Origin of the sequence: Mycobacterium sp. (assembly GCF_044342925.1) — a bacterium.
GTDB lineage: Bacteria > Actinomycetota > Actinomycetes > Mycobacteriales > Mycobacteriaceae > Mycobacterium.
In genome coordinates this window covers 56,750-74,101 of the sequence record NZ_JBIIOV010000001.1, presented here as the reverse complement: position 1 = coordinate 74,101, position 17,352 = coordinate 56,750, and the positions used below count along the sequence as shown (strand labels likewise).

15 protein-coding genes are annotated in these 17,352 nt (G+C 67.8%); 7 read left to right on the top strand and 8 right to left on the bottom strand.

Annotated elements, in window-relative coordinates:
- The first annotated feature begins 101 nt into the window (after positions 1–101).
- Genes ADBZ6I_RS00395 through ADBZ6I_RS00385 form a run of 3 tightly spaced genes read left to right on the top strand, consistent with a single transcriptional unit; the run spans position 102 to position 3,066 of the window.
- Positions 102–1,943: a SulP family inorganic anion transporter gene (locus tag ADBZ6I_RS00395; RefSeq protein WP_526379711.1), complete on the top strand. Its 1,842-nt coding sequence runs from the start codon at positions 102–104 to the stop codon at positions 1,941–1,943.
- 23 nt (positions 1,944–1,966) lie between these two features.
- Positions 1,967–2,467: a ribonuclease FAU-1 family protein gene (locus ADBZ6I_RS00390; RefSeq protein ID WP_526379777.1), complete on the top strand. Its 501-nt coding sequence runs from the start codon at positions 1,967–1,969 to the stop codon at positions 2,465–2,467.
- A gap of 17 nt (positions 2,468–2,484) precedes the next feature.
- Positions 2,485–3,066 carry a hypothetical protein gene (locus tag ADBZ6I_RS00385; protein ID WP_526379709.1) on the top strand — a complete coding sequence of 194 codons (582 nt, stop codon included), beginning with the start codon at positions 2,485–2,487 and terminating at the stop codon, positions 3,064–3,066.
- On the opposite strand, the gene coaE is transcribed toward ADBZ6I_RS00385, so the two are convergent.
- Positions 3,059–4,219 carry a dephospho-CoA kinase gene (gene coaE / locus ADBZ6I_RS00380; protein ID WP_526379707.1) on the bottom strand — a complete coding sequence of 387 codons (1,161 nt, stop codon included), beginning with the start codon at positions 4,217–4,219 and terminating at the stop codon, positions 3,059–3,061. The genes ADBZ6I_RS00385 and coaE overlap by 8 nt on opposite strands.
- A gap of 111 nt (positions 4,220–4,330) precedes the next feature.
- A complete protein-coding gene (gene rpsA / locus ADBZ6I_RS00375) occupies positions 4,331–5,782 on the bottom strand; it encodes a 30S ribosomal protein S1 (protein ID WP_526379705.1) in 1,452 nt (483 codons plus the stop codon).
- Positions 5,783–5,953: 171 nt separating this feature from the next.
- Here rpsA and ADBZ6I_RS00370 point away from each other — a divergent pair, with 171 nt between their 5' ends.
- The gene (locus tag ADBZ6I_RS00370; RefSeq protein WP_526379775.1) at positions 5,954–7,072 is read left to right on the top strand and encodes a PrsW family intramembrane metalloprotease; all 1,119 of its coding nucleotides are present in this window, start codon (positions 5,954–5,956) and stop codon (positions 7,070–7,072) included.
- Between the two features lie 29 nt (positions 7,073–7,101).
- On the opposite strand, the gene polA is transcribed toward ADBZ6I_RS00370, so the two are convergent.
- Entirely contained in the window at positions 7,102–9,813 is a 2,712-nt protein-coding gene (polA, locus tag ADBZ6I_RS00365; RefSeq protein WP_526379773.1) for a DNA polymerase I, read from the bottom strand.
- A gap of 73 nt (positions 9,814–9,886) precedes the next feature.
- On the opposite strand from polA, the gene ADBZ6I_RS00360 reads away from it, so the two are divergent.
- The 3 genes from ADBZ6I_RS00360 to ADBZ6I_RS00350 all read left to right on the top strand — a co-directional run bounded on the left by ADBZ6I_RS00360 (position 9,887) and on the right by ADBZ6I_RS00350 (position 12,143).
- Positions 9,887–10,324, top strand: a complete 438-nt coding sequence (locus ADBZ6I_RS00360; protein WP_526379703.1) for a Zn-ribbon domain-containing OB-fold protein — start codon at positions 9,887–9,889, stop codon at positions 10,322–10,324.
- Positions 10,321–11,517 carry a lipid-transfer protein gene (locus ADBZ6I_RS00355; protein WP_526379701.1) on the top strand — a complete coding sequence of 399 codons (1,197 nt, stop codon included), beginning with the start codon at positions 10,321–10,323 and terminating at the stop codon, positions 11,515–11,517. Before ADBZ6I_RS00360 ends, ADBZ6I_RS00355 begins: the two co-directional genes overlap by 4 nt.
- A 74-nt stretch (positions 11,518–11,591) precedes the next feature.
- A complete protein-coding gene (locus ADBZ6I_RS00350) occupies positions 11,592–12,143 on the top strand; it encodes a hypothetical protein (RefSeq protein ID WP_526379699.1) in 552 nt (183 codons plus the stop codon).
- Between the two features lie 7 nt (positions 12,144–12,150).
- On the opposite strand, the gene ADBZ6I_RS00345 is transcribed toward ADBZ6I_RS00350, so the two are convergent.
- The 5 genes from ADBZ6I_RS00345 to ADBZ6I_RS00325 form a co-directional block, all read right to left on the bottom strand.
- Positions 12,151–12,918, bottom strand: coding sequence for an ABC transporter ATP-binding protein (locus tag ADBZ6I_RS00345; RefSeq protein ID WP_526379697.1), 768 nt, complete (start codon positions 12,916–12,918; stop codon positions 12,151–12,153).
- Positions 12,905–13,741 carry an ABC transporter ATP-binding protein gene (locus ADBZ6I_RS00340; RefSeq protein ID WP_526379695.1) on the bottom strand — a complete coding sequence of 279 codons (837 nt, stop codon included), beginning with the start codon at positions 13,739–13,741 and terminating at the stop codon, positions 12,905–12,907. The genes ADBZ6I_RS00345 and ADBZ6I_RS00340 overlap by 14 nt, the downstream gene beginning before the upstream one ends.
- Complete coding sequence (locus ADBZ6I_RS00335; protein WP_526379693.1) at positions 13,738–14,913, bottom strand: branched-chain amino acid ABC transporter permease; 1,176 nt, start codon at positions 14,911–14,913, stop codon at positions 13,738–13,740. The genes ADBZ6I_RS00340 and ADBZ6I_RS00335 overlap by 4 nt, the downstream gene beginning before the upstream one ends.
- On the bottom strand, positions 14,910–15,959 hold the full coding sequence (locus ADBZ6I_RS00330; protein WP_526379691.1) for a branched-chain amino acid ABC transporter permease: 1,050 nt from the start codon (positions 15,957–15,959) through the stop codon (positions 14,910–14,912). The genes ADBZ6I_RS00335 and ADBZ6I_RS00330 overlap by 4 nt, the downstream gene beginning before the upstream one ends.
- Positions 15,960–16,049: 90 nt before the next feature.
- On the bottom strand, positions 16,050–17,297 hold the full coding sequence (locus ADBZ6I_RS00325) for a branched-chain amino acid ABC transporter substrate-binding protein (protein WP_526379689.1): 1,248 nt from the start codon (positions 17,295–17,297) through the stop codon (positions 16,050–16,052).
- Between the last annotated feature and the right edge of the window lie 55 nt (positions 17,298–17,352).

The following is a 17,352-nucleotide window of genomic DNA, read 5'->3' as shown; positions in this document are numbered from 1 at the left end:
ATGGCTAGCGGCGGCCTCCGGTGAACACACCGTTAACGGACTCTGAACCGGATATAGCCGATCCCGGCATGTCGCGGCCCGCTGCTCACTACGCTCTCGTGGTGGAAGTTCGCACGGTAACGAACACGCTGGCGAATCAGCTCAGGGAAGACTTTCGTCTCTTCCCCACTCTTCGTGGCTATCGTCGCCACTGGCTGACCAGGGACCTGGCGGCCGGCGTGACCTTCGCGGCGGTGACCATGCCGGGTCAGCTGGCAACCGCTCATCTGGCCGGCATGCCCCCGATCACGGGTCTGTACGGGTTCGTCGTGGCGACGATCGTCGCCGCGGCCGTGTCCACCAACCGCCATCTGGCCATGGGTGTGGACAGCAGCGTCGCTCCCATCCTGGCCGCTGGCCTGCTGTCGTTGGGCGCGGTGGCGGAAAGCCAGCGATACATCGGCTTGGCGGTGGTGGCCACCTTCCTGGTCGGCATGTTCACGTTGCTCGTCGGTGTGGGCAGGTTGGGCTGGGTGGGCGATTTCCTCTCCCGCCCGGTGATGATCGGATTCTTCGGCGGGATCGCGGTGATCATCATCGTCAACCAGCTGCCCGGCTTGTTGGGGGTCGAGGCGGGCAACGGGCGAACTCTGGCCAAAATCAGGCATCTCATCGAACAGCTGCCCCAGACCAACATGCCCACACTGGTCCTCGGACTGACCTCCCTGGTGCTGCTGTTGGGAATCGCCCGGATCAATCGCCGTATTCCCGGTGCCCTGATCGTGCTGGCACTGTCCATCATCTCGATGACGGTGTTCCACCTCAAAGACCTCGGGGTTGCGGTTCTCGGACCACTGAGCCGCGGGTTGCCGTCAGTGCAGCTTCCGCCGTTCTCCCTGGATTCCCTGGAGGCGGTGGTGACCACCGCGTTGGTCGTCTCGATGTTCTGCCTGGCGCAGACCGCGGCCACCACGCGGTCGGCGGCCAACATCGGCGGATTCGACACCGACATCAACGCGGATTTCCGGGCGCTCGGGATGGCCAATATCGCATCGAGCTTCGTCGGGTCCTTCGCCATCAACGCCAGTCCGCCGTCGACCACGATCATCGCCGAGTCCCGCGCCCGCAGTCAGATGGCCTCGCTGATCGCCTCTGTCATCGCCGTGACGATGCTGTTCTTCAGCCAAGTCATCGAGAATCTGCCGTCCGCGACGTTGTCGGCGGTGCTGATCTACATCGCGCTGCGGATCTTCCGCGTCGACCAGATGAGGGCAACCCGGCTGTATTCCTGGAAAGCCTGGGCCCTCATGCTGATCGCGATGACGGGCACGGTGCTGATGGGCATCGTCTACGGCGTGCTGCTTGCGGCGCTGGTGTCCTTCATCTACCAGGCCTCCCGCACCGCGCGTCCGGAACTGCTGCGGCTGGGACGCTCGCCGCAGGGCACCTGGTTACCGCTGAGCGACCAGCGCTGCGAGGCGGTTCCCGGCGTCGCCGCCTTCGCGCTGAACGGTCCGCTGTGGTTCGGCAATGCCAACTGGTTCCGGATGCAGCTGATCGACGCGCTGCCGGAGACCAACGAGAATCCGGACGGCGACGACGAACCGGACGACGAGGACGTCGTCGACCTGCTGGTGCTCGATGCCCGACGCATCGACGACATCGACTTCACCGGGTTCGAGGCGCTGTCCGACGTCGCCCATATCGCCGAACTGCGTGACGTGCCGTTCCTGGTCGTGGTGCAGCAGGGCAGAACGCTGAAGGCCTTCCAGGGCGGCGGGTTCGCCGAACTGCTCGGCCGCTCACGGTTCTTCGACACCATTCCGCTGGCGATCGCGGCCTTCCCCAACCTGCGGGCCAACTGGAAGGTCAACACCGGAGCCGATTCGTCGGAGGCAGCCGCGGACGACGCCGAAACCGTGCTTGCCAGCGACGTCGACACCGAGTCCGACACCCAGCCCTGACACAGGCTCGTACGCTGACGCACATCCACCCGCCCAAGCACGAGACCTTCGACCTGCTCGCCCGTACCAACACCGACCCCAAGGGTGTCGTGCGCGCGGTCGACGAGTACTGCCTGCAGCCCTGGGGCCTCTACATGGCCCGCCCCACACCTGGTCGGGTGCAGTTCCACTACCTGGAATCGTGGCTGCTACCCGCGCTGGGACTGCGCGCCAACGTCTTTCATTTCAACCCCGGCCACGAGCGGGATCAGGACTACTACCTCGACGTCGGACTGATCAATTCCGGCCCGCAGCGCTGGCAGACCGAGGATCACTACCTCGACCTGGTGGTGCGCACCGGCCGGGGTACCGAGCTGGTCGACGTCGACGAACTGCTCGACGCACACCGGATGGGACTGCTCAGCAGCGAGACCGCCGAACAGGCATTGCGGTGTGCGGTCGCCGCCGTCGACGGCCTGGCCGCCCACGACCACGATCTCAACGCCTGGCTGGCCAGCACCGGGATAGAGCTGAGCTGGCGGTAGGCGTACGCTCGTCCCCCGTGATACGCCTGCGACGCTCCACGACGGCCGTTGCCGCTGTGGCCCTGGTGGCGTTGTCCCCGGCCGTCGCCGCCGCCGACGACGACCTGGTGCAGCCGCCATCTCAGCCTGACCAGCAGCACAATGTGACCTACCGCGCCCGGGTCGACGGCCTGGCCCGCGGCGCCCTGGTGAGCTACCGGATCAGCGACACCCAGATCAACAGCGCCGATCCGACCATGCTGCCGGGCCGCACCTTCGAGGCCACCGGGGTGCTCAGCGACCCGAAGGAAGCGGGCATGCGGATTTCGATCCAGTGGCCGTACTCGGCGAATCTGCACTGCGAGATCCTGGTCGACGGCCAGATGATCGTGCAGGCCGACCAGTTCATCGGCCCGCGGCTGCTGCCGGCCGACGACGACCCCGACTACGGGGCCATGAACTGCGGTGCTCCGCTGAGCAATGCGATGGGCAGTGCGCCCGAACCGGTTCCGCCTCCGCCGGGGCCAGCTGGTCCGGCACCGGGTCCGGAGCTACCGCCCGCACCGGACGCCCCGCCGCCCCCGGACGTGCCGGCGGCCGACTTGGGCGCAGTCAGCTGAAGTCGCGGGGCGCCCAGTCGGTGCCCTGCGCCCAGGCCCAGGCCCGCGGGTATGCGTCGGTGAACCAGCGGGTGATCGCGTCGCCGTCGCCGGTGCGTTTGACGTCCAGATAGTCCTTCCGGACACCGGGGTTGGCGTTGAGCCAGTCGACGAACAGCAGGGCGAACCGCTGATTGGGTTCCCCGTCTACCCGCAGGTGGATGTGTGTGGGCCGACCGGGATCAGCGGAGGCGTGAAAACGCTTGGGCCACAGCCCTTCCGCGCCGTCGAAGCGACGGTCTGCGGTGACCGATTCGACCAGCGGGTAACCGGTGCGCAACAGGTCCCCGGCGAGTTCGTCGGCGACCTGCATCGAGGCGACGGTGATCTGGATGTCGATGACGTCACGGGCGTCCAGGCCGGCGACGGCGGTGGACCCGATGTGGTCGATGCACAGCGCGCGGTGCCCGCAGGTGGTGTTCAGCCTGGCCCGGATGCGCGCCGCCTGGTCGGCCCAGGCCGGGTCGGCGGCCACCAGATCATGCGGCCTGGCGGCAGGGGTTCGGGTGGTCAGGTTGTGGGCGAACGGCAGAATCCGGCCGAACCACAGCTCCCGCGCCTTCTCGATCAGCTCGGCGGGACTCCCAGAGTTGTCCAGCCAGACGTCGGCCACCCGTCGCCGATGTTCCTCCTGGGCCTGCGCAGCGATCCGGGCCCGGGCGTCGGCCTCGTGCATCCCGCGCTGCCCCACCAGCCGCCGCAACCGCTCATCGGCATCGGCGTGGACGACGACGACCAACGGGAACAGCGGCGCCATCTGGGACTCCACCAGCAGCGGAATATCCTCGACGACGACCTCGTCCTCGGATACCGCGGCGACGATCTCAGCGCGCCGTTTGGCGACCAGGGGATGCACGATCGCGTTGAGCTTGGCACGCTGCTGCTCGTCGATGAACGCCTTGGCGGCCAGCGCCGGCCGGTTCAGCGCCCCGTCGGGCAGCAGGATGTCGGCCCCGAAGTGGTCGACCAGCGCGGTCAACCCCTCGGTTCCCGGCTGGACCACCTCCCGGGAGATGACGTCCCCGTCGACGATGACGCCGCCGCACTCGGCGAACGTCGCCGACACGGTGGATTTCCCGGCGCCGATACCGCCGGTCAGGCCGATGCGCAGCATGCCGCTCCCACACTTTCGGCGCCGACCGCTCTCACCATTTCGCCGCAGAAAGTGAAACCACGCAGGGAATGTCTCGACATTCCGCTGCGTGGTTTCACTCTCGCGAGGGAGTTATGCGTTGCCGGCGAGCTTCTCACGCAGCGCCGCAAGCTGGGCGTCGCTGGCCAGCGAACCACCCGACTCCTCGGCACCCGGAGAGCTGGAGGTCGTGGTGCCCGAGGCGCCCCGCTCCTCCGCGGCCGCGGCGTCGGCGGCCGCGAACTTCTCCATCTGAGCGGTGTGCATCTTGTGCCGGCGCTCGGCCTCGGCGTAGCGGGCCTCCCACTCGGTGCGCTGCTTGTCGAAGCCCTCGAGCCATTCGTTGGTCTCGGAGTCGAAGCCCTCGGGGAAGATGTAGTTGCCCGCGTCGTCGTAGCTGTCAGCCATGCCGTACTTCGACGGGTCGAACTCCTCGGTGTAGTCCTCGTTGGCCTGCTTGAGGCTCAGCGAGATCCGGCGGCGCTCCAGGTCGATGTCGATGACCTTGACCATCGCGTCGTCGCCGACCGCGACCACCTGGTCGGGGACCTCGACGTGGCGCTCGGACAGCTCGGAGATGTGCACCAGACCCTCGATGCCCTCCTCGACCCGGACGAACGCGCCGAACGGCACCAGCTTGGTGACCTTGCCCGGCACGATCTGGCCGATGGCGTGGGTGCGGGCGAAGTGGCGCCACGGGTCTTCCTGGGTGGCCTTGAGCGACAGCGACACCCGCTCGCGGTCCATATCGACGTCGAGCACCTCGACGGTGACCTCGTCGCCGACCTGCACGACCTCCGACGGGTGGTCGATGTGCTTCCAGGACAGCTCCGAGACGTGCACCAGGCCGTCGACCCCACCGAGGTCGACGAACGCGCCGAAGTTGACGATGGAGGACACCACACCCTTGCGGACGGCGCCCTTGACCAGCTGATTGAGGAACTCGCTGCGAACCTCCGACTGGGTCTGCTCCAGCCATGCCCGCCGCGACAGCACCACGTTGTTGCGGTTCTTGTCCAGCTCGATGATCTTGGCCTCGATCTCCTTGCCGATGTACGGCTGAAGGTCGCGGACCCGGCGCATCTCTACCAGGGATGCGGGCAGGAAGCCGCGCAGGCCGATGTCGAGGATCAGGCCGCCCTTGACGACCTCGATGACGGTGCCCTTGACGGCCTCGTCCTTCTCCTTGAGCGCCTCGATGGTGCCCCAGGCGCGCTCGTACTGAGCGCGCTTCTTGGACAGGATCAGGCGACCTTCCTTGTCCTCCTTGGTGAGGACCAGAGCTTCGATCGCATCGCCGACGGAGACGACCTCATTCGGGTCGACGTCGTGCTTGATGGAGAGCTCACGAGAAGGGATGACGCCTTCAGTCTTGTAACCGATATCGAGTAGGACCTCGTCCCGGTCCACCTTGACGATGGTCCCCTCGACGATGTCGCCATCGTTGAAGTACTTGATGGTCTTGTCGATAGCGGCGAGGAAGTCCTCGGCAGTGCCAATGTCATTGATGGCTACTTGCGGCGAGGTGATGGTGGGACTGGGCATGTGGTGGGTTGCTCCGGACAGGGTCGTAGAAGGGACAGTTTTCTCTGGTTGTGTGCCCGTCGACGTGCACACGGGTACCGGCTGAGCGTACTCGACCGAGGACAACCCGACCAAACCAGGTGCCGCCGCCGCAGCTACTCTCCTCTGGTGTTCTACGCCGCGACGCCGCCCATGCCGCGGCCGGTCCGCAAAGTCGGCGCCCCGCTTGCCGCGATCATCGCGCTGGGCACCGTGGTCGGCCTGATCCTGCTGTTGGCCACCGCCGCCGACCCGGGCGGCACGCTGGTCGGCTTTGCCCTGGCCACCACCGCGATGGCCGGCGTTGTGCTCTGTTACCTCTGGCTGGACCGCTGGGAACCCGAGCCGCCGCGACTGCTGGTCATGGCGTTCTTATGGGGCGCATCGGTCGCGGTGGTGCTGTCGTTGCTGTTCTCGGAACTGTTCGAGCAGGCTTTCGGCAGCGGCACCGACAAGCCCAGTGCGCTGACCGTGGCGGTGGGCGCCCCGCTGGTCGAGGAGGCGGCCAAAGGCCTGTTCCTGCTGGTGATGATGACCGGGCGACGGCGCCACGAACTGAACACCCTCACCGACTGCCTGGTCTACGCCGGCCTGACCGCCTTGGGTTTCGCCTGGGTCGAGAACATCTTCTACATCGGCAGCGCCGAGACGCTGCCCGGCTCACTGGCCGTCGCCGCTATGCGTCTGGTGATGTCGCCGTTCGCCCACCCGCTGTTCACCACCATGACCGCCATCGGGGTGTACTTCGCGCTCAAACAGCGCACGGCCGGAGCCAAGGCGGGCTGCGTGCTGCTGGGATATCTGGGCGCGGTGGTCATGCACGGCCTGTGGAACGGCTCGGCGCTGCTGGGCGCCCAGGCCTACCTGGGCACCTACGTCCTGTGGATGATGCCGGTGTTCGCGCTGGCCATCGGCCTCGCGGTGAACAGCCGGCGCCGCGAACGGCACATCATCGCCGGGAAGCTGCCCGGCATGATCGCCGGCGGCCTGCTGACCCCCGTCGAGGCCGGTTGGCTGTCGTCACTGAAGACCCGCAAGGCCGCCGTGCGGGCCGCGAACCGGATCGGCGGCCGGCCCGCCGCGACCGCGGTGAAAGGTTTCCTCACCCAGGTGGTGGAACTGGCCTACGTTCGCGACCGGATCGACCGGGGATTCGGCGACGAACGGGTGTTCGCCTTGCAGAACGAGGAGGCCTACGGCGTCATGGCGGCGCGGGCCGCGGCCGGACCCGTGCTGCAGCAGCTTTCGGCGTATCCGCTCCCGATCCGCTGATGTCGGCACTGCGCCGGGCACTGCTCCCACTAGTGCGCGGCCGCATCCCAGCTGGGCCCGTAGCCCACCGACACCTCCAGCGGCACATCGAGCGGGTAAGCGCTGCCCATCCGGTCGCGGACCAGCTGCTCGACGGCGTCACGCTCGCCCGGCGCCACCTCCAGCAGTAGTTCGTCGTGCACCTGCAGCAGCAGCCGCGACGACAACCCGGCCTCGCGCAGCGCGTCGTGCACCCCGATCATCGCGACCTTGATGATGTCGGCGGCGCTGCCCTGGATCGGGGCGTTGAGCGCGGCCCGCTCGGCGGCTTCGCGGACCTGCCGGTTGCTGCTGTCCAACTCGGGCAAGTAGCGCCGCCGGCCCAGCACCGTCGAGGTGTAGCCGTCCTTACGGGCCTGCTCGACGATGGCCAGCAGGTAGTCGCGCACTCCGCCGAACCGGGCGAAGTAGGCGTCCATCTGCTCTTTGGCCTCTTCGGTGGAGATCTTGAGTTGCTGCGCCAGGCCGTAGGCACTCAACCCGTACGCCAGCCCGTAGGACATCGCCTTGACCCGGCGGCGCAACTCCGGCGTCACCTCGTCGATCGGCACCCCGAACGCCCGAGACGCCACGAAGGAATGCAGGTCCTCCCCGGTCCGGAAGGCCTCGATGAGGCCTTCGTCCCGAGACAGGTGGGCCATGATCCGCATTTCGATCTGGCTGTAGTCGGCCGTCATCAGCTCGGCGAAGGCAACACCTCCCACCGAACCTCCCACCGAACCTCCCACCGAACCTCCGCCCGATCCGACACAGAACGCGTCCCGGATGCGCCGCCCGGCGTCGGTGCGGATCGGGATGTTCTGCAGGTTCGGCTCGGTGGACGACAGCCGGCCGGTCGCGGCGATCGTCTGGTTGAACGTGGTGTGGATGCGCCCGTCGGGAGCAGTCGACTTCAGCAGGCCGTCGACGGTCACCTTCAGCCGGGTGGCGTCGCGGTGTGCCAGCAGGTGTTCCAGGAACGGGTGCCCGGTCTTGTCGAACAGCGACTGCAGCGCGTCGGCATCCGTGGTGTAGCCCGTCTTGGTCTTCTTGGTCTTGGGCATGCCGAGTTCCTCGAACAGCACCACCTGAAGCTGTTTGGGTGAGCCAAGGTTGATCTGCTGGCCGATCACCGCGTAGGCGGCCTCGGCGGCGTCGCGGATCTGGTCGCCGAATTCGCGCTGCAGGGTCTGCAGCTTGTCCTGGTCGACGGCGATGCCGGCGCTCTCCATCTCGGCCAGCGCCGCCTGCACCGGCAGCTCCATCTGCCCCAGCAGCGGCGAGGACTCGATGCGGGCGAGTTCCTCGTCGAGGGCGACGGCCAGATCCACCACGGCCCTGGCCCGCAGGATCAGCGTCTGCACCGCCTGGTCGTCGACCCCGTCCGGATCGTCGAGCAACGACAGTTGTTGTTGCTCAGCGGTTTCCGCCCGCAACTCGCGGCGCAGATAGCGCAGTGACAGGTCGTCGAGGGTGAAACTGCGTTGCCCGGGCCGCACCAGGTAGGCGGCCAGCGCGGTGTCGGAGGTCACCCCGGCCAGCGTCCAGCCCCGCCCGCCCAGGTCATGAATGGCGATCTTGGCTTCGTGCAGCGCCTTGGGCGCCGCCGGGTCGGCCAGCCACGCGCCCAGGGCGGCTTCGTCCTCGGCGGACATCGCGGCGGTGTCGATGTAGGCGCCCTCGCCGTCGGCGGTCGCGATCGCCAGCGCGGTGGCGTCGCCGTCGTAGACGGCGTGGGTTCCCGAGACGGCGATCCCGGCCCGTTGGCCGTCTCGCGCGTGGACGTCCAGCCAGTCGGCGACCGCGCCGGGGTCCAGCGCGCCGCCGCGCACGTCGAAGCCTTCGTCGACCTCGGGTTCGACGGCCGCCAGGGTGTCGAACAGCCGGTCGCGCAGCACCCGGAACTCCAGGTCGTCGAACAGCCGATGGATCTGGTCGCGGTCCCACGGCAGCAGCCGCAGGGTGTCGGGCGTCTGGGCCAGCGGCACGTCGCGCACCAGATGGGTGAGCTCGCGGTTGAGCACCACACTGGACAGATTGGCGCGCAAGGAATCCCCGACCTTGCCGCGCACGCCTTCGACGTTGTCGACCAGGCCCTGCAGCGAGCCGTACTCGACGATCCACTTGGCGGCGGTCTTCTCTCCCACCCCCGGGATGCCGGGCAGGTTGTCGCTGGGGTCACCGCGCAGCGCCGCGAAGTCGGGGTATTGCTCGGGGGTCAGTCCGTACTTCGCGACGACCGCGTCCGGGGTGAACCGGGTCAGTTCGCTGACGCCCTTGATCGGGTAGAGCACGGTGACGTTCTCGTTGACCAGTTGCAGGGAGTCCCGGTCGCCGGTGACCACCAAAACCCGGTATCCGGCCGTGTCGGCCTGGGTGGCCAGGGTGGCGATGATGTCGTCGGCCTCGTAGCCGGCTTCGGCCAGTACGGTGATACCCAGCGCACCCAGCACCTCTTTGGTGATGTCGATCTGCCCGCGGAACTCGTCGGGGGTGGAACTGCGACCGGCCTTGTACTCCGGGTAACGCTCGGCGCGGAAGGTCTGCCGGGACACGTCGAAGGCGGCGGCGATGTGGGTCGGCGACTCGTCGCGCAGAAGGTTGATCAGCATCGCGGTGAACCCGTAGACGGCGTTGGTGGTCAGGCCGTTCTTGGTTTTGAAGTTCTCGGCGGGCAGCGCGTAGAACGCCCGGAAGGCCAGCGAATTGCCGTCCAGCAACATCAATGTCGGCTTCTCGTCGGCAGTCTTCCCAGCGCTCACGGCTCTCACTCTAGGCACGGGCTAGGCTGGCGCCGTGCCCGGTTCGCAAGAGGCTCCCGCCGTCGAGGGCTGGTGGTCCTTCGACGACTCCGGCGCGCCCCATCTGGTCGGAGCGAAATGCGCGCGGTGCGGGACCTATGTGTTCCCGCCGCGGGAGAACAACTGCCCCAACCCCGCTTGCGGGGCCGACGAACTGCACGCCGTCGCGCTGTCGCGGCGCGGCACGCTGTGGAGCTACACCGAGAACCGCTACGCCCCGCCGCCGCCGTATCCGTCCCCGGACCCGTTCGAGCCGTTCGCGGTGGCCGCGGTGCACCTGGCCGAGGAGGGCATCATCGTGCTGGGCAAGGTTGACGGCGCGCTGGCCGCCGACCTGACGGTCGGCATGGAGATGGAACTGACCACCATGGCGCTCTACGTCGACGACGACGGAGTGCAGCGTTCGGTCTACGCCTGGAGGGTGGCCGAATGAGGGACCCGGTCTACATCCTGGGCGCGGGCATGCACCCGTGGGGCAAGTGGGGCCGCGATTTCACCGAGTACGGGGTGGTGGCCGCCCGCGCTGCGCTGCGCGACGCGGGCGTGGACTGGAAGCAGATTCAACTGGTCGCCGGCGCGGACACCATCCGCAACGGCTACCCCGGCTTCGTCGCCGGGGCGACGTTCGCCCAGAAACTCGGCTGGACCGGCATCCCGGTGTCGTCCAGTTACGCCGCCTGCGCCTCGGGCTCGCAGGCGCTGCAGTCGGCCCGGGCCCAGATCATGGCCGGGCTGTGCGACGTGGCGCTGGTGATCGGCGCGGACACCACCCCCAAGGGCTTCTTCGCCCCGGTCGGCGGCGAGCGCCGCAATGACCCGGACTGGCAGCGCTTCCATCTGATCGGCGCCACCAACACCGTGTACTTCGCGCTGCTGGCCCGCCGCCGGATGGACCTCTACGGCGCCACGCTGGAGGACTTCGCCCAGGTGAAGGTGAAGAACTCCCGGCACGGCCTGAACAACCCGAATGCCCGCTACCGCAAAGAGAATTCGATCGACGACGTGCTGGCCAGCCCGGTGGTGTCCGACCCGCTGCGGCTGCTGGACATCTGCGCCACCTCCGACGGCGCGGCGGCGCTGATCGTGGCCAGCAAGGCGTTCACCGAGAAGCATCTGGGGTCGACGGCCGGTGTGCCGTCGGTGCGGGCGGTGTCCTGCGCGACGCCCGTCTACCCGCAGCACTTGCCGGAACTGCCCGACATCGCCACCGACTCGACGGCGGTGGTCCCCGCCCCGGACCGGGCATTCAAGGACCACATCCTCGACGTCGCCTACGCCGAGGCCGGGATCGGACCGCAGGACCTGAGCCTGGCCGAGGTGTACGACCTGTCGACCGCGCTGGAACTGGACTGGTACGAGCATCTGGGGCTGTGCGCCAAGGGTGAGGCCGAGCAGCTGCTGCGCTCCGGCGCGACCAGCGTCGGGGGCCGAATTCCGGTGAACCCGTCCGGCGGGTTGGCCTGCTTCGGTGAGGCGATTCCGGCGCAAGCGATCGCCCAGGTGTGCGAGCTGACCTGGCAGCTGCGCGGTCAGGCCACCGGCCGTCAGGTGGAGGGCGCCACGGTCGGCGTCACCGCCAACCAGGGCCTGTTCGGCCACGGCTCGTCGGTGATCGTGGCGCGGTGAGCCGGGTGATCGCCGTGCAGGTGAAGCCGGGCAGCTGAAAAGCTTCCGGATCAATTGAATTCGAAGGGAATCCGATGAGCACACTGCCCGACGACGAGTTGGAACGCCTCTGGGAGCGCCATACCGAACTGGAATTCGCGACCAAGGACGCCGCGGCCACCGTCGCCACCATGACGCCGGACCCCCACGTCAACCACGTCCCGGTGCTGACCGGGGGCCGCGGTCCCGAAGAGATGATCGTGTTCTACGGCAAGCACTTCATTCCCAAGATGCCGGCCGATACCGCCCTGCGGCCGTTGACCAGAACTGTCGGGAACGGCCGGGTGATCGACGAGTTCGTGTTCTGCTTCACCCACGACGTCGAGATGGACTGGATGCTGCCCGGCGTGGCCCCCACCCGCCGGCCGGTAGAGATCCCGATGGTGGCCGTCGTCCAGTTCGACGGCGACAAAGTCGCCTCCGAACACATCTACTGGGATCAGGCGTCGGTCCTGGTTCAACTGGGTTTGCTTGAGCCGCAGGGGCTTCCGGTCAGCGGTGTCGAACAGGCCCGCCGGTTCGAGGATCCGCAGCTGCCACCCAACGAACTGATGGGCGAGGCCTGGCAGCCGCCGGGCCAGATCTGACTGCCTGCTAAGCGACACCCAGGTACGCCGCGCGGACGCTGTCGTCGGCGAGCAGTTCACGCGCCGGCCCGGTGCGGGTGACGGCGCCGGTTTCCAGGATGTAGGCGCGGTCGGATCGGCTCAGCGCCTGCTGGGCGTTCTGCTCGACCAGCAGCACCGTGGTGCCACGGGCGTTGATGTCGGCGATGATGCCGAAGATCTGCGAGATCACCATGGGGGCAAGGCCCATCGACGGTTCGTCGAGCAGCAGCACCCGGGGCCTCGCCATCAGCGCCCGCCCGATCGCCAGCATCTGCTGCTCGCCGCCGGACAGCGTGCCACCCACCTGCTTGCGACGCTCGGCCAGCCGCGGAAACGTCTGGAACACCCAGTCCAGCCGCTCGTCGTGCTCGGCCTTGGAGTCGAACTTCCTTCCGTAACAGCCCATTTCGAGGTTCTCGGTCACCGTCATGCCGGGGAACACCCCCCGGCCCTCCGGGGCCTGCACCAGACCGTCGATGGCCCGCAGGTGGGCTTTGACCCGGGTGATGTCGCGGCCGTCGAACCAGATGGAGCCCGCCGCCAGCGGACGCAGCCCGGAGATGGCGCGCATCAGGGTGGTCTTGCCGGCGCCGTTGGAGCCCAGCAGGGTGACCAGCTCCCCCGCCCGTACCACCAGCGAGACACCGTGTAGTGCTTCGATTTTGCCGTAGTTGACTTTGACGTCGCGGACTTCGAGCAGAGGGGTCTGCTCTTCGCGCGAGACGCTCATCGCCGGCGTCTCAGAGTTCGTCATCGGGCACTCCCAGGTAGGCGGCGATCACCGCGGGATCCTCTCGGATGTCGGCGGGCAGGCCGTCGGCGATCTTGCGGCCGAACTCCAGCACCACGATACGGTCGGTGACTCCCATGACCAGCCGCATGTCGTGCTCGATCAGCAGCACGGTGTAGCCGTCGTCGCGGATGGCGTGGATCAGCTCGATCAGCGCGGCCTTCTCGCTCGGGTTGAACCCGGCGGCGGGCTCGTCCAGGCACAGCAGCTTGGGCTCGGTGGCCAGCGCCCGGGCGATCTCCAACCGCCGCTGGTCGCCGTAGGGCAGGTTCTTGGCCTTCTCCTCGCCGCGATGGGCGATGCCGACGAATTGCAGCAGGGCGGCGGCCTTTTCGATGGCGGTGCGCTCTTCCCGCCGGTGCCGGGGGCTGCGCACCAGGGCGCCAGGCACCGAGGTGTGATGCCGGGCGTCGGTGCCGACGACGACGTTCTCCAGCGCGGTCATCTCGCCCCACAGCCGGATGTTCTGGAAGGTTCGGGCTATGCCAAGCCGGGTGATCTGGTGGCGCTTCATCTTGCCCAGCCGCTGGCCGTCGAACACCACGGTGCCCGAGGTCGGCCGGTAGACGCCGGTCATGGCGTTGAAGCACGTGGTCTTGCCGGCGCCGTTCGGTCCGATCAGGCCGAGGATCTCGCCGCGTCTGATCGAGAAGTTCACCGCATCCAGAGCGGTCAGGCCGCCGAATTTCACGGTGAGATCGGTGGCCTGCAGCAGGGTCTCGCCCTCGGCGACACCCACCTCGCGGGTCAGCGCGGCCATCTGCTCGTCGATGATCGGCTCGGTCATGAGGCGGCCTTACGCGGATCGGCACGGGCCAGCAGCTCCCGCGCGGACCTGCCGTAGGCGAGCAACTGCTGACGCACCGGGAACAGGCCCTGGGGCCGGAAGATCATCAGCACCACCAGGGCCAGGCCGAAGAACAGGTATTTCAGGTCGCCGAGGTTGAGGCCCATGAACTGCACGCCGAGCAGCCGGTTGGGCAGGTAGACGATGACGAACGCGCCGAAGATCACGCCCAGCTTGTTGCCCTGTCCGCCGAGCACCACCGCGGACAGGAACAGCATGGAGTTGATGATGTTGAACGTCGGCGGGGCGACGTACTGCACCTGCCCGGCGTACAGCGCGCCGGACAGCCCGCCGATGGCCGCCCCGATGACGAATGCCCAGAGCTTGAAACGAAAGGTGTTGACGCCCATCACTTCCGCGGCGTCCTCATCCTCGCGGATGGCCACCCACGCCCGGCCGACCCGGCTGCGCTCGAGGTTGCCGACCAGCAGCAGGATTCCCACCATCAACGCCAGACCCAGCCAGAACCACCAGGTGCCGTAGTTGGCCGCACCCGAGGAGTTGCCGCTGGAGAACACCCCGTTGGGCAGTTCCTCGGAGACTCCGACGCGCGGGTAGGCCACCTGATTGAGGCCGCGCGGGCCGTTGGTGACTCCGGCGAGGTTGTCGGCGAGCAACCGGATGATCTCGCCGAAGCCGAGGGTGACGATGGCCAGGTAGTCGCCGCGCAGCCGCAGCGTCGGGATGCCCAGGATCAGGCCGGCCAGCGCGGTCACCACCATCGCGATCGGCACGCAGGCCAGCCACGCCCACTTCGCATCCAGGCCGCCCTCGCCGACTCTGTTCAGGACGCTGTCCGGGCTGGTCAGCAGTGCCACCGTGTAGGCACCGACGGCGTAGAAGCCGACGTAGCCGAGGTCGAGCAGACCGGTTTGCCCGACAACGACATTGAGGCCGATCGCGATGATCGCCACCATCGCGAACTGGGCCATGGTGCCGCCGAAGCTGATGCCGGGGGTGTCGAGGAACGGCGGGGTGTAGAGCGGCAGCAGTGCCAGGGCGCCGAACGCCAGCACCCCGAAGCCCCACTTCTGGACGCGGGTGCGCTCCGACCACCACCGCCGCAGGGTGTCGCCGGGTGCCAGCAGGTGCTCAGCGGTGCGGTGGGTCATGCTCGGGCCTTCCCGAGGCTCTCGCCGAGGATGCCGGTGGGCCGGACCAGCAGCACCACAACCAACAGGACGAAGGCGACGACGTCACGCCACTGGGTGCCCAGCAGGGCCTGGCCGTAGTTCTCCATCACACCGAGGATCAGGCCGCCCAGCAGTGCCCCGCGCACGTTGCCGATACCGCCCAGCACCGCCGCCGAGAACGCTTTGATGCCCAGCAGGAAACCGCCGGAGTAGATGATGCCCTGCGGAACCCGCAGTGTGTAGAGCACCGCCGCGGCGCCGGCCAGCATTCCGCCGATGAGGAACGTGCGCATGATGATCCGTTCCCGCGAGACGCCCATCAGGGTGGCGGTGACGGGATCCTGGGCCACCGCGCGGATGCCGCGGCCGAACTTCGTCCGGTTGATGGCCAGATCGGTCAGCAGCGCCAGCACCAGCGCGGAGGCGACGATCACCAGCGTCACGTTGGACACCGTCGCCCCGAAGATGTGGAACTGGGTCTTGGGCTGCACCAGGATGATCGGCTGTTGCGCGTTGCTGCCGCCGTAGCCCTTGATGATCTTGGGCAGCACGAAGTGGACGAACTCCTGCAGTACGAAGGACATGCCGATGGCGGTGATGAGGAACGTCAGCGAACGGGCATTGCGCTTGCGCAGCGGCCGGTAGGCGACGGCCTCCAAACCGATTGCGGCCGTTCCTGACACGGCCATGGCGAACAGCATGGCCACGCCGATGTAGAGCACGGTGAGTCCGACCCCGCGGTTGTAGGCGTTACCGCTGGGGGTGAACCCGAGGATCATGTCGAGGCAGAAATACGCCCCGAACATGCCGAGCATGAAGATCTCGGAGTGCGCGAAGTTGATCAGCCGCAGCACACCGAAGACCAGGGTGTAGCCGACCGCCACCAGCGCGTAGATCGCGCCCCAGGCCAGGCCGTCGATGGTGAACTGCCAGAAGCCGTTTCGCAGGTTCTCGACGTTGAAACCGATGTCACCGGCGAGGCAGGCGTAGTGGCCCCCGAGATTGGTGAGGCACTCGTTGATCATCTGCCCGCTGAGCTCCTTGCATCCGTCCTTCGACGAGAGCGCGTCCGGGGCCGGACGGTTCCCGGCCCCGGACGCGCCTCGTGAAGTGCGCTACTGGACCTTGTAGATCCAGATCAGGGTGTTGGTGAGCTCGCCGGTGTCGGTCCACTGGTACCTGCGCGCGACGCCCTGGCCGTCGTACTTCTTGGTGAAGTCCAGCAGCGCCTCGCGGGTGACGGCGCCCGAGTCGACGCCCTTGGCCAGGATGGTGCCCAGGTCGTAGCCCTCGGCGCTGTAGGTGCCGGGGGCCTGGCCGAACTTCTTGGTGTACTCGTCGGCGAACGCTCCGCTGGCCGGCGCGCACGGGCAAGACAGGATCGCGTCCTTCGAGGCGGACCCGGCCTGCTTGACGAACTCGGGATCCTTGGTGCCGTCGGCGCTGACGAACTTGCCGGTGAAGCCGGCGTCGCGCAGCTGCTGCACGAACGGCGCGGCCTCGGAGTAGTAGCCGCTGTAGAACACCGAATCCGGCGACTGACCCTTCACCTGGGTCACGGCGGCGGAGAAATCCTTGTCGCCCTTCTTGACCGAGATGTTGCAGCCGGCGTCGGCCACCTCACCGAGGGTGTCGCGGACGGCCTTGGCCAGGCCGGTGCCGTAGTCGGTGCTGTCGTCGACGACACAGATCTTCTTGTCGCCGATGGTGTTCTTCAGGTAGTTGGCCACCGAGGGGCCCTGCACGCCGTCGTTGGCCAGACCGCGCAGGAAGGTCTTCCAGCCCTGCTCGGACAGCGCGACGTTGGTGGCCGAGGCGGTGACGGACATCAGGCCGGCCTGGTCGAACACACCGCCGGTGGCCTTGGTCTCACCGGAGAACGCCGGACCCACCAGGCCGATGATCGACTGGTCGTCGACGATCTGCGGGGCGATCGCGGTGGCCTTCTGCGGGTCGCCTTCGGTGTCGAAGGTGCGCAGCTCGATCTGGCAGCCGGGGTTGGCGGCGTTGTGCTTGTCCAGCGCCAGCTGCACGCCGTTCTTGATGTTGATGCCGAGCGCGGCGTCCGGGCCGTTGAGGGCACCGGCCATGGCGATCTTCACCGGCGCGCAGGTGGCCTTGCCGTCACCGGCCGGGTCGGCCGCAGTCACACCGGCCGGCGGCGTGACCTCTTTACCGTCCGGGTCCACCTGCACCTGCTCGACGATCTTCAGATCGACGGGCGCGGCGGCCTCAGCCGAGGACGCACTGCTGCCCTTTGAGGACTCATTGCTCGGGGCGGGCTGGCTGCAGGCGGAGATCCCCAGCATCACCAGGGCCGCCGAACTCGCTGCGATTGCACTCCGTGTCGCACGACCGCGCACGTTTACACCTCCGGGTTGTTGTCCACCATCCGGCAGGGCCGCGAAACTTACCCCA

Bases quoted from the DNA above. Each gene is read 5' to 3' on its own strand.
- coaE (WP_526379707.1), bottom strand. From the start codon at position 4,219: ATGCTGCGCATCGGCCTGACCGGCGGTATCGGCGCCGGGAAATCCACC.
- rpsA (WP_526379705.1), bottom strand. From the start codon at position 5,782: ATGCCCAGTCCCACCATCACCTCGCCGCAAGTAGCCATCAATGACATT.
- ADBZ6I_RS00370 (WP_526379775.1), top strand. From the start codon at position 5,954: ATGCCGCGGCCGGTCCGCAAAGTCGGCGCCCCGCTTGCCGCGATCATC.
- polA (WP_526379773.1), bottom strand. From the start codon at position 9,813: ATGTTGCTGGACGGCAATTCGCTGGCCTTCCGGGCGTTCTACGCGCTG.
- ADBZ6I_RS00355 (WP_526379701.1), top strand. From the start codon at position 10,321: ATGAGGGACCCGGTCTACATCCTGGGCGCGGGCATGCACCCGTGGGGC.
- ADBZ6I_RS00350 (WP_526379699.1), top strand. From the start codon at position 11,592: ATGAGCACACTGCCCGACGACGAGTTGGAACGCCTCTGGGAGCGCCAT.
- ADBZ6I_RS00345 (WP_526379697.1), bottom strand. From the start codon at position 12,918: ATGACGAACTCTGAGACGCCGGCGATGAGCGTCTCGCGCGAAGAGCAG.
- ADBZ6I_RS00340 (WP_526379695.1), bottom strand. From the start codon at position 13,741: ATGACCGAGCCGATCATCGACGAGCAGATGGCCGCGCTGACCCGCGAG.
- ADBZ6I_RS00335 (WP_526379693.1), bottom strand. From the start codon at position 14,913: ATGACCCACCGCACCGCTGAGCACCTGCTGGCACCCGGCGACACCCTG.
- ADBZ6I_RS00330 (WP_526379691.1), bottom strand. From the start codon at position 15,959: ATGATCAACGAGTGCCTCACCAATCTCGGGGGCCACTACGCCTGCCTC.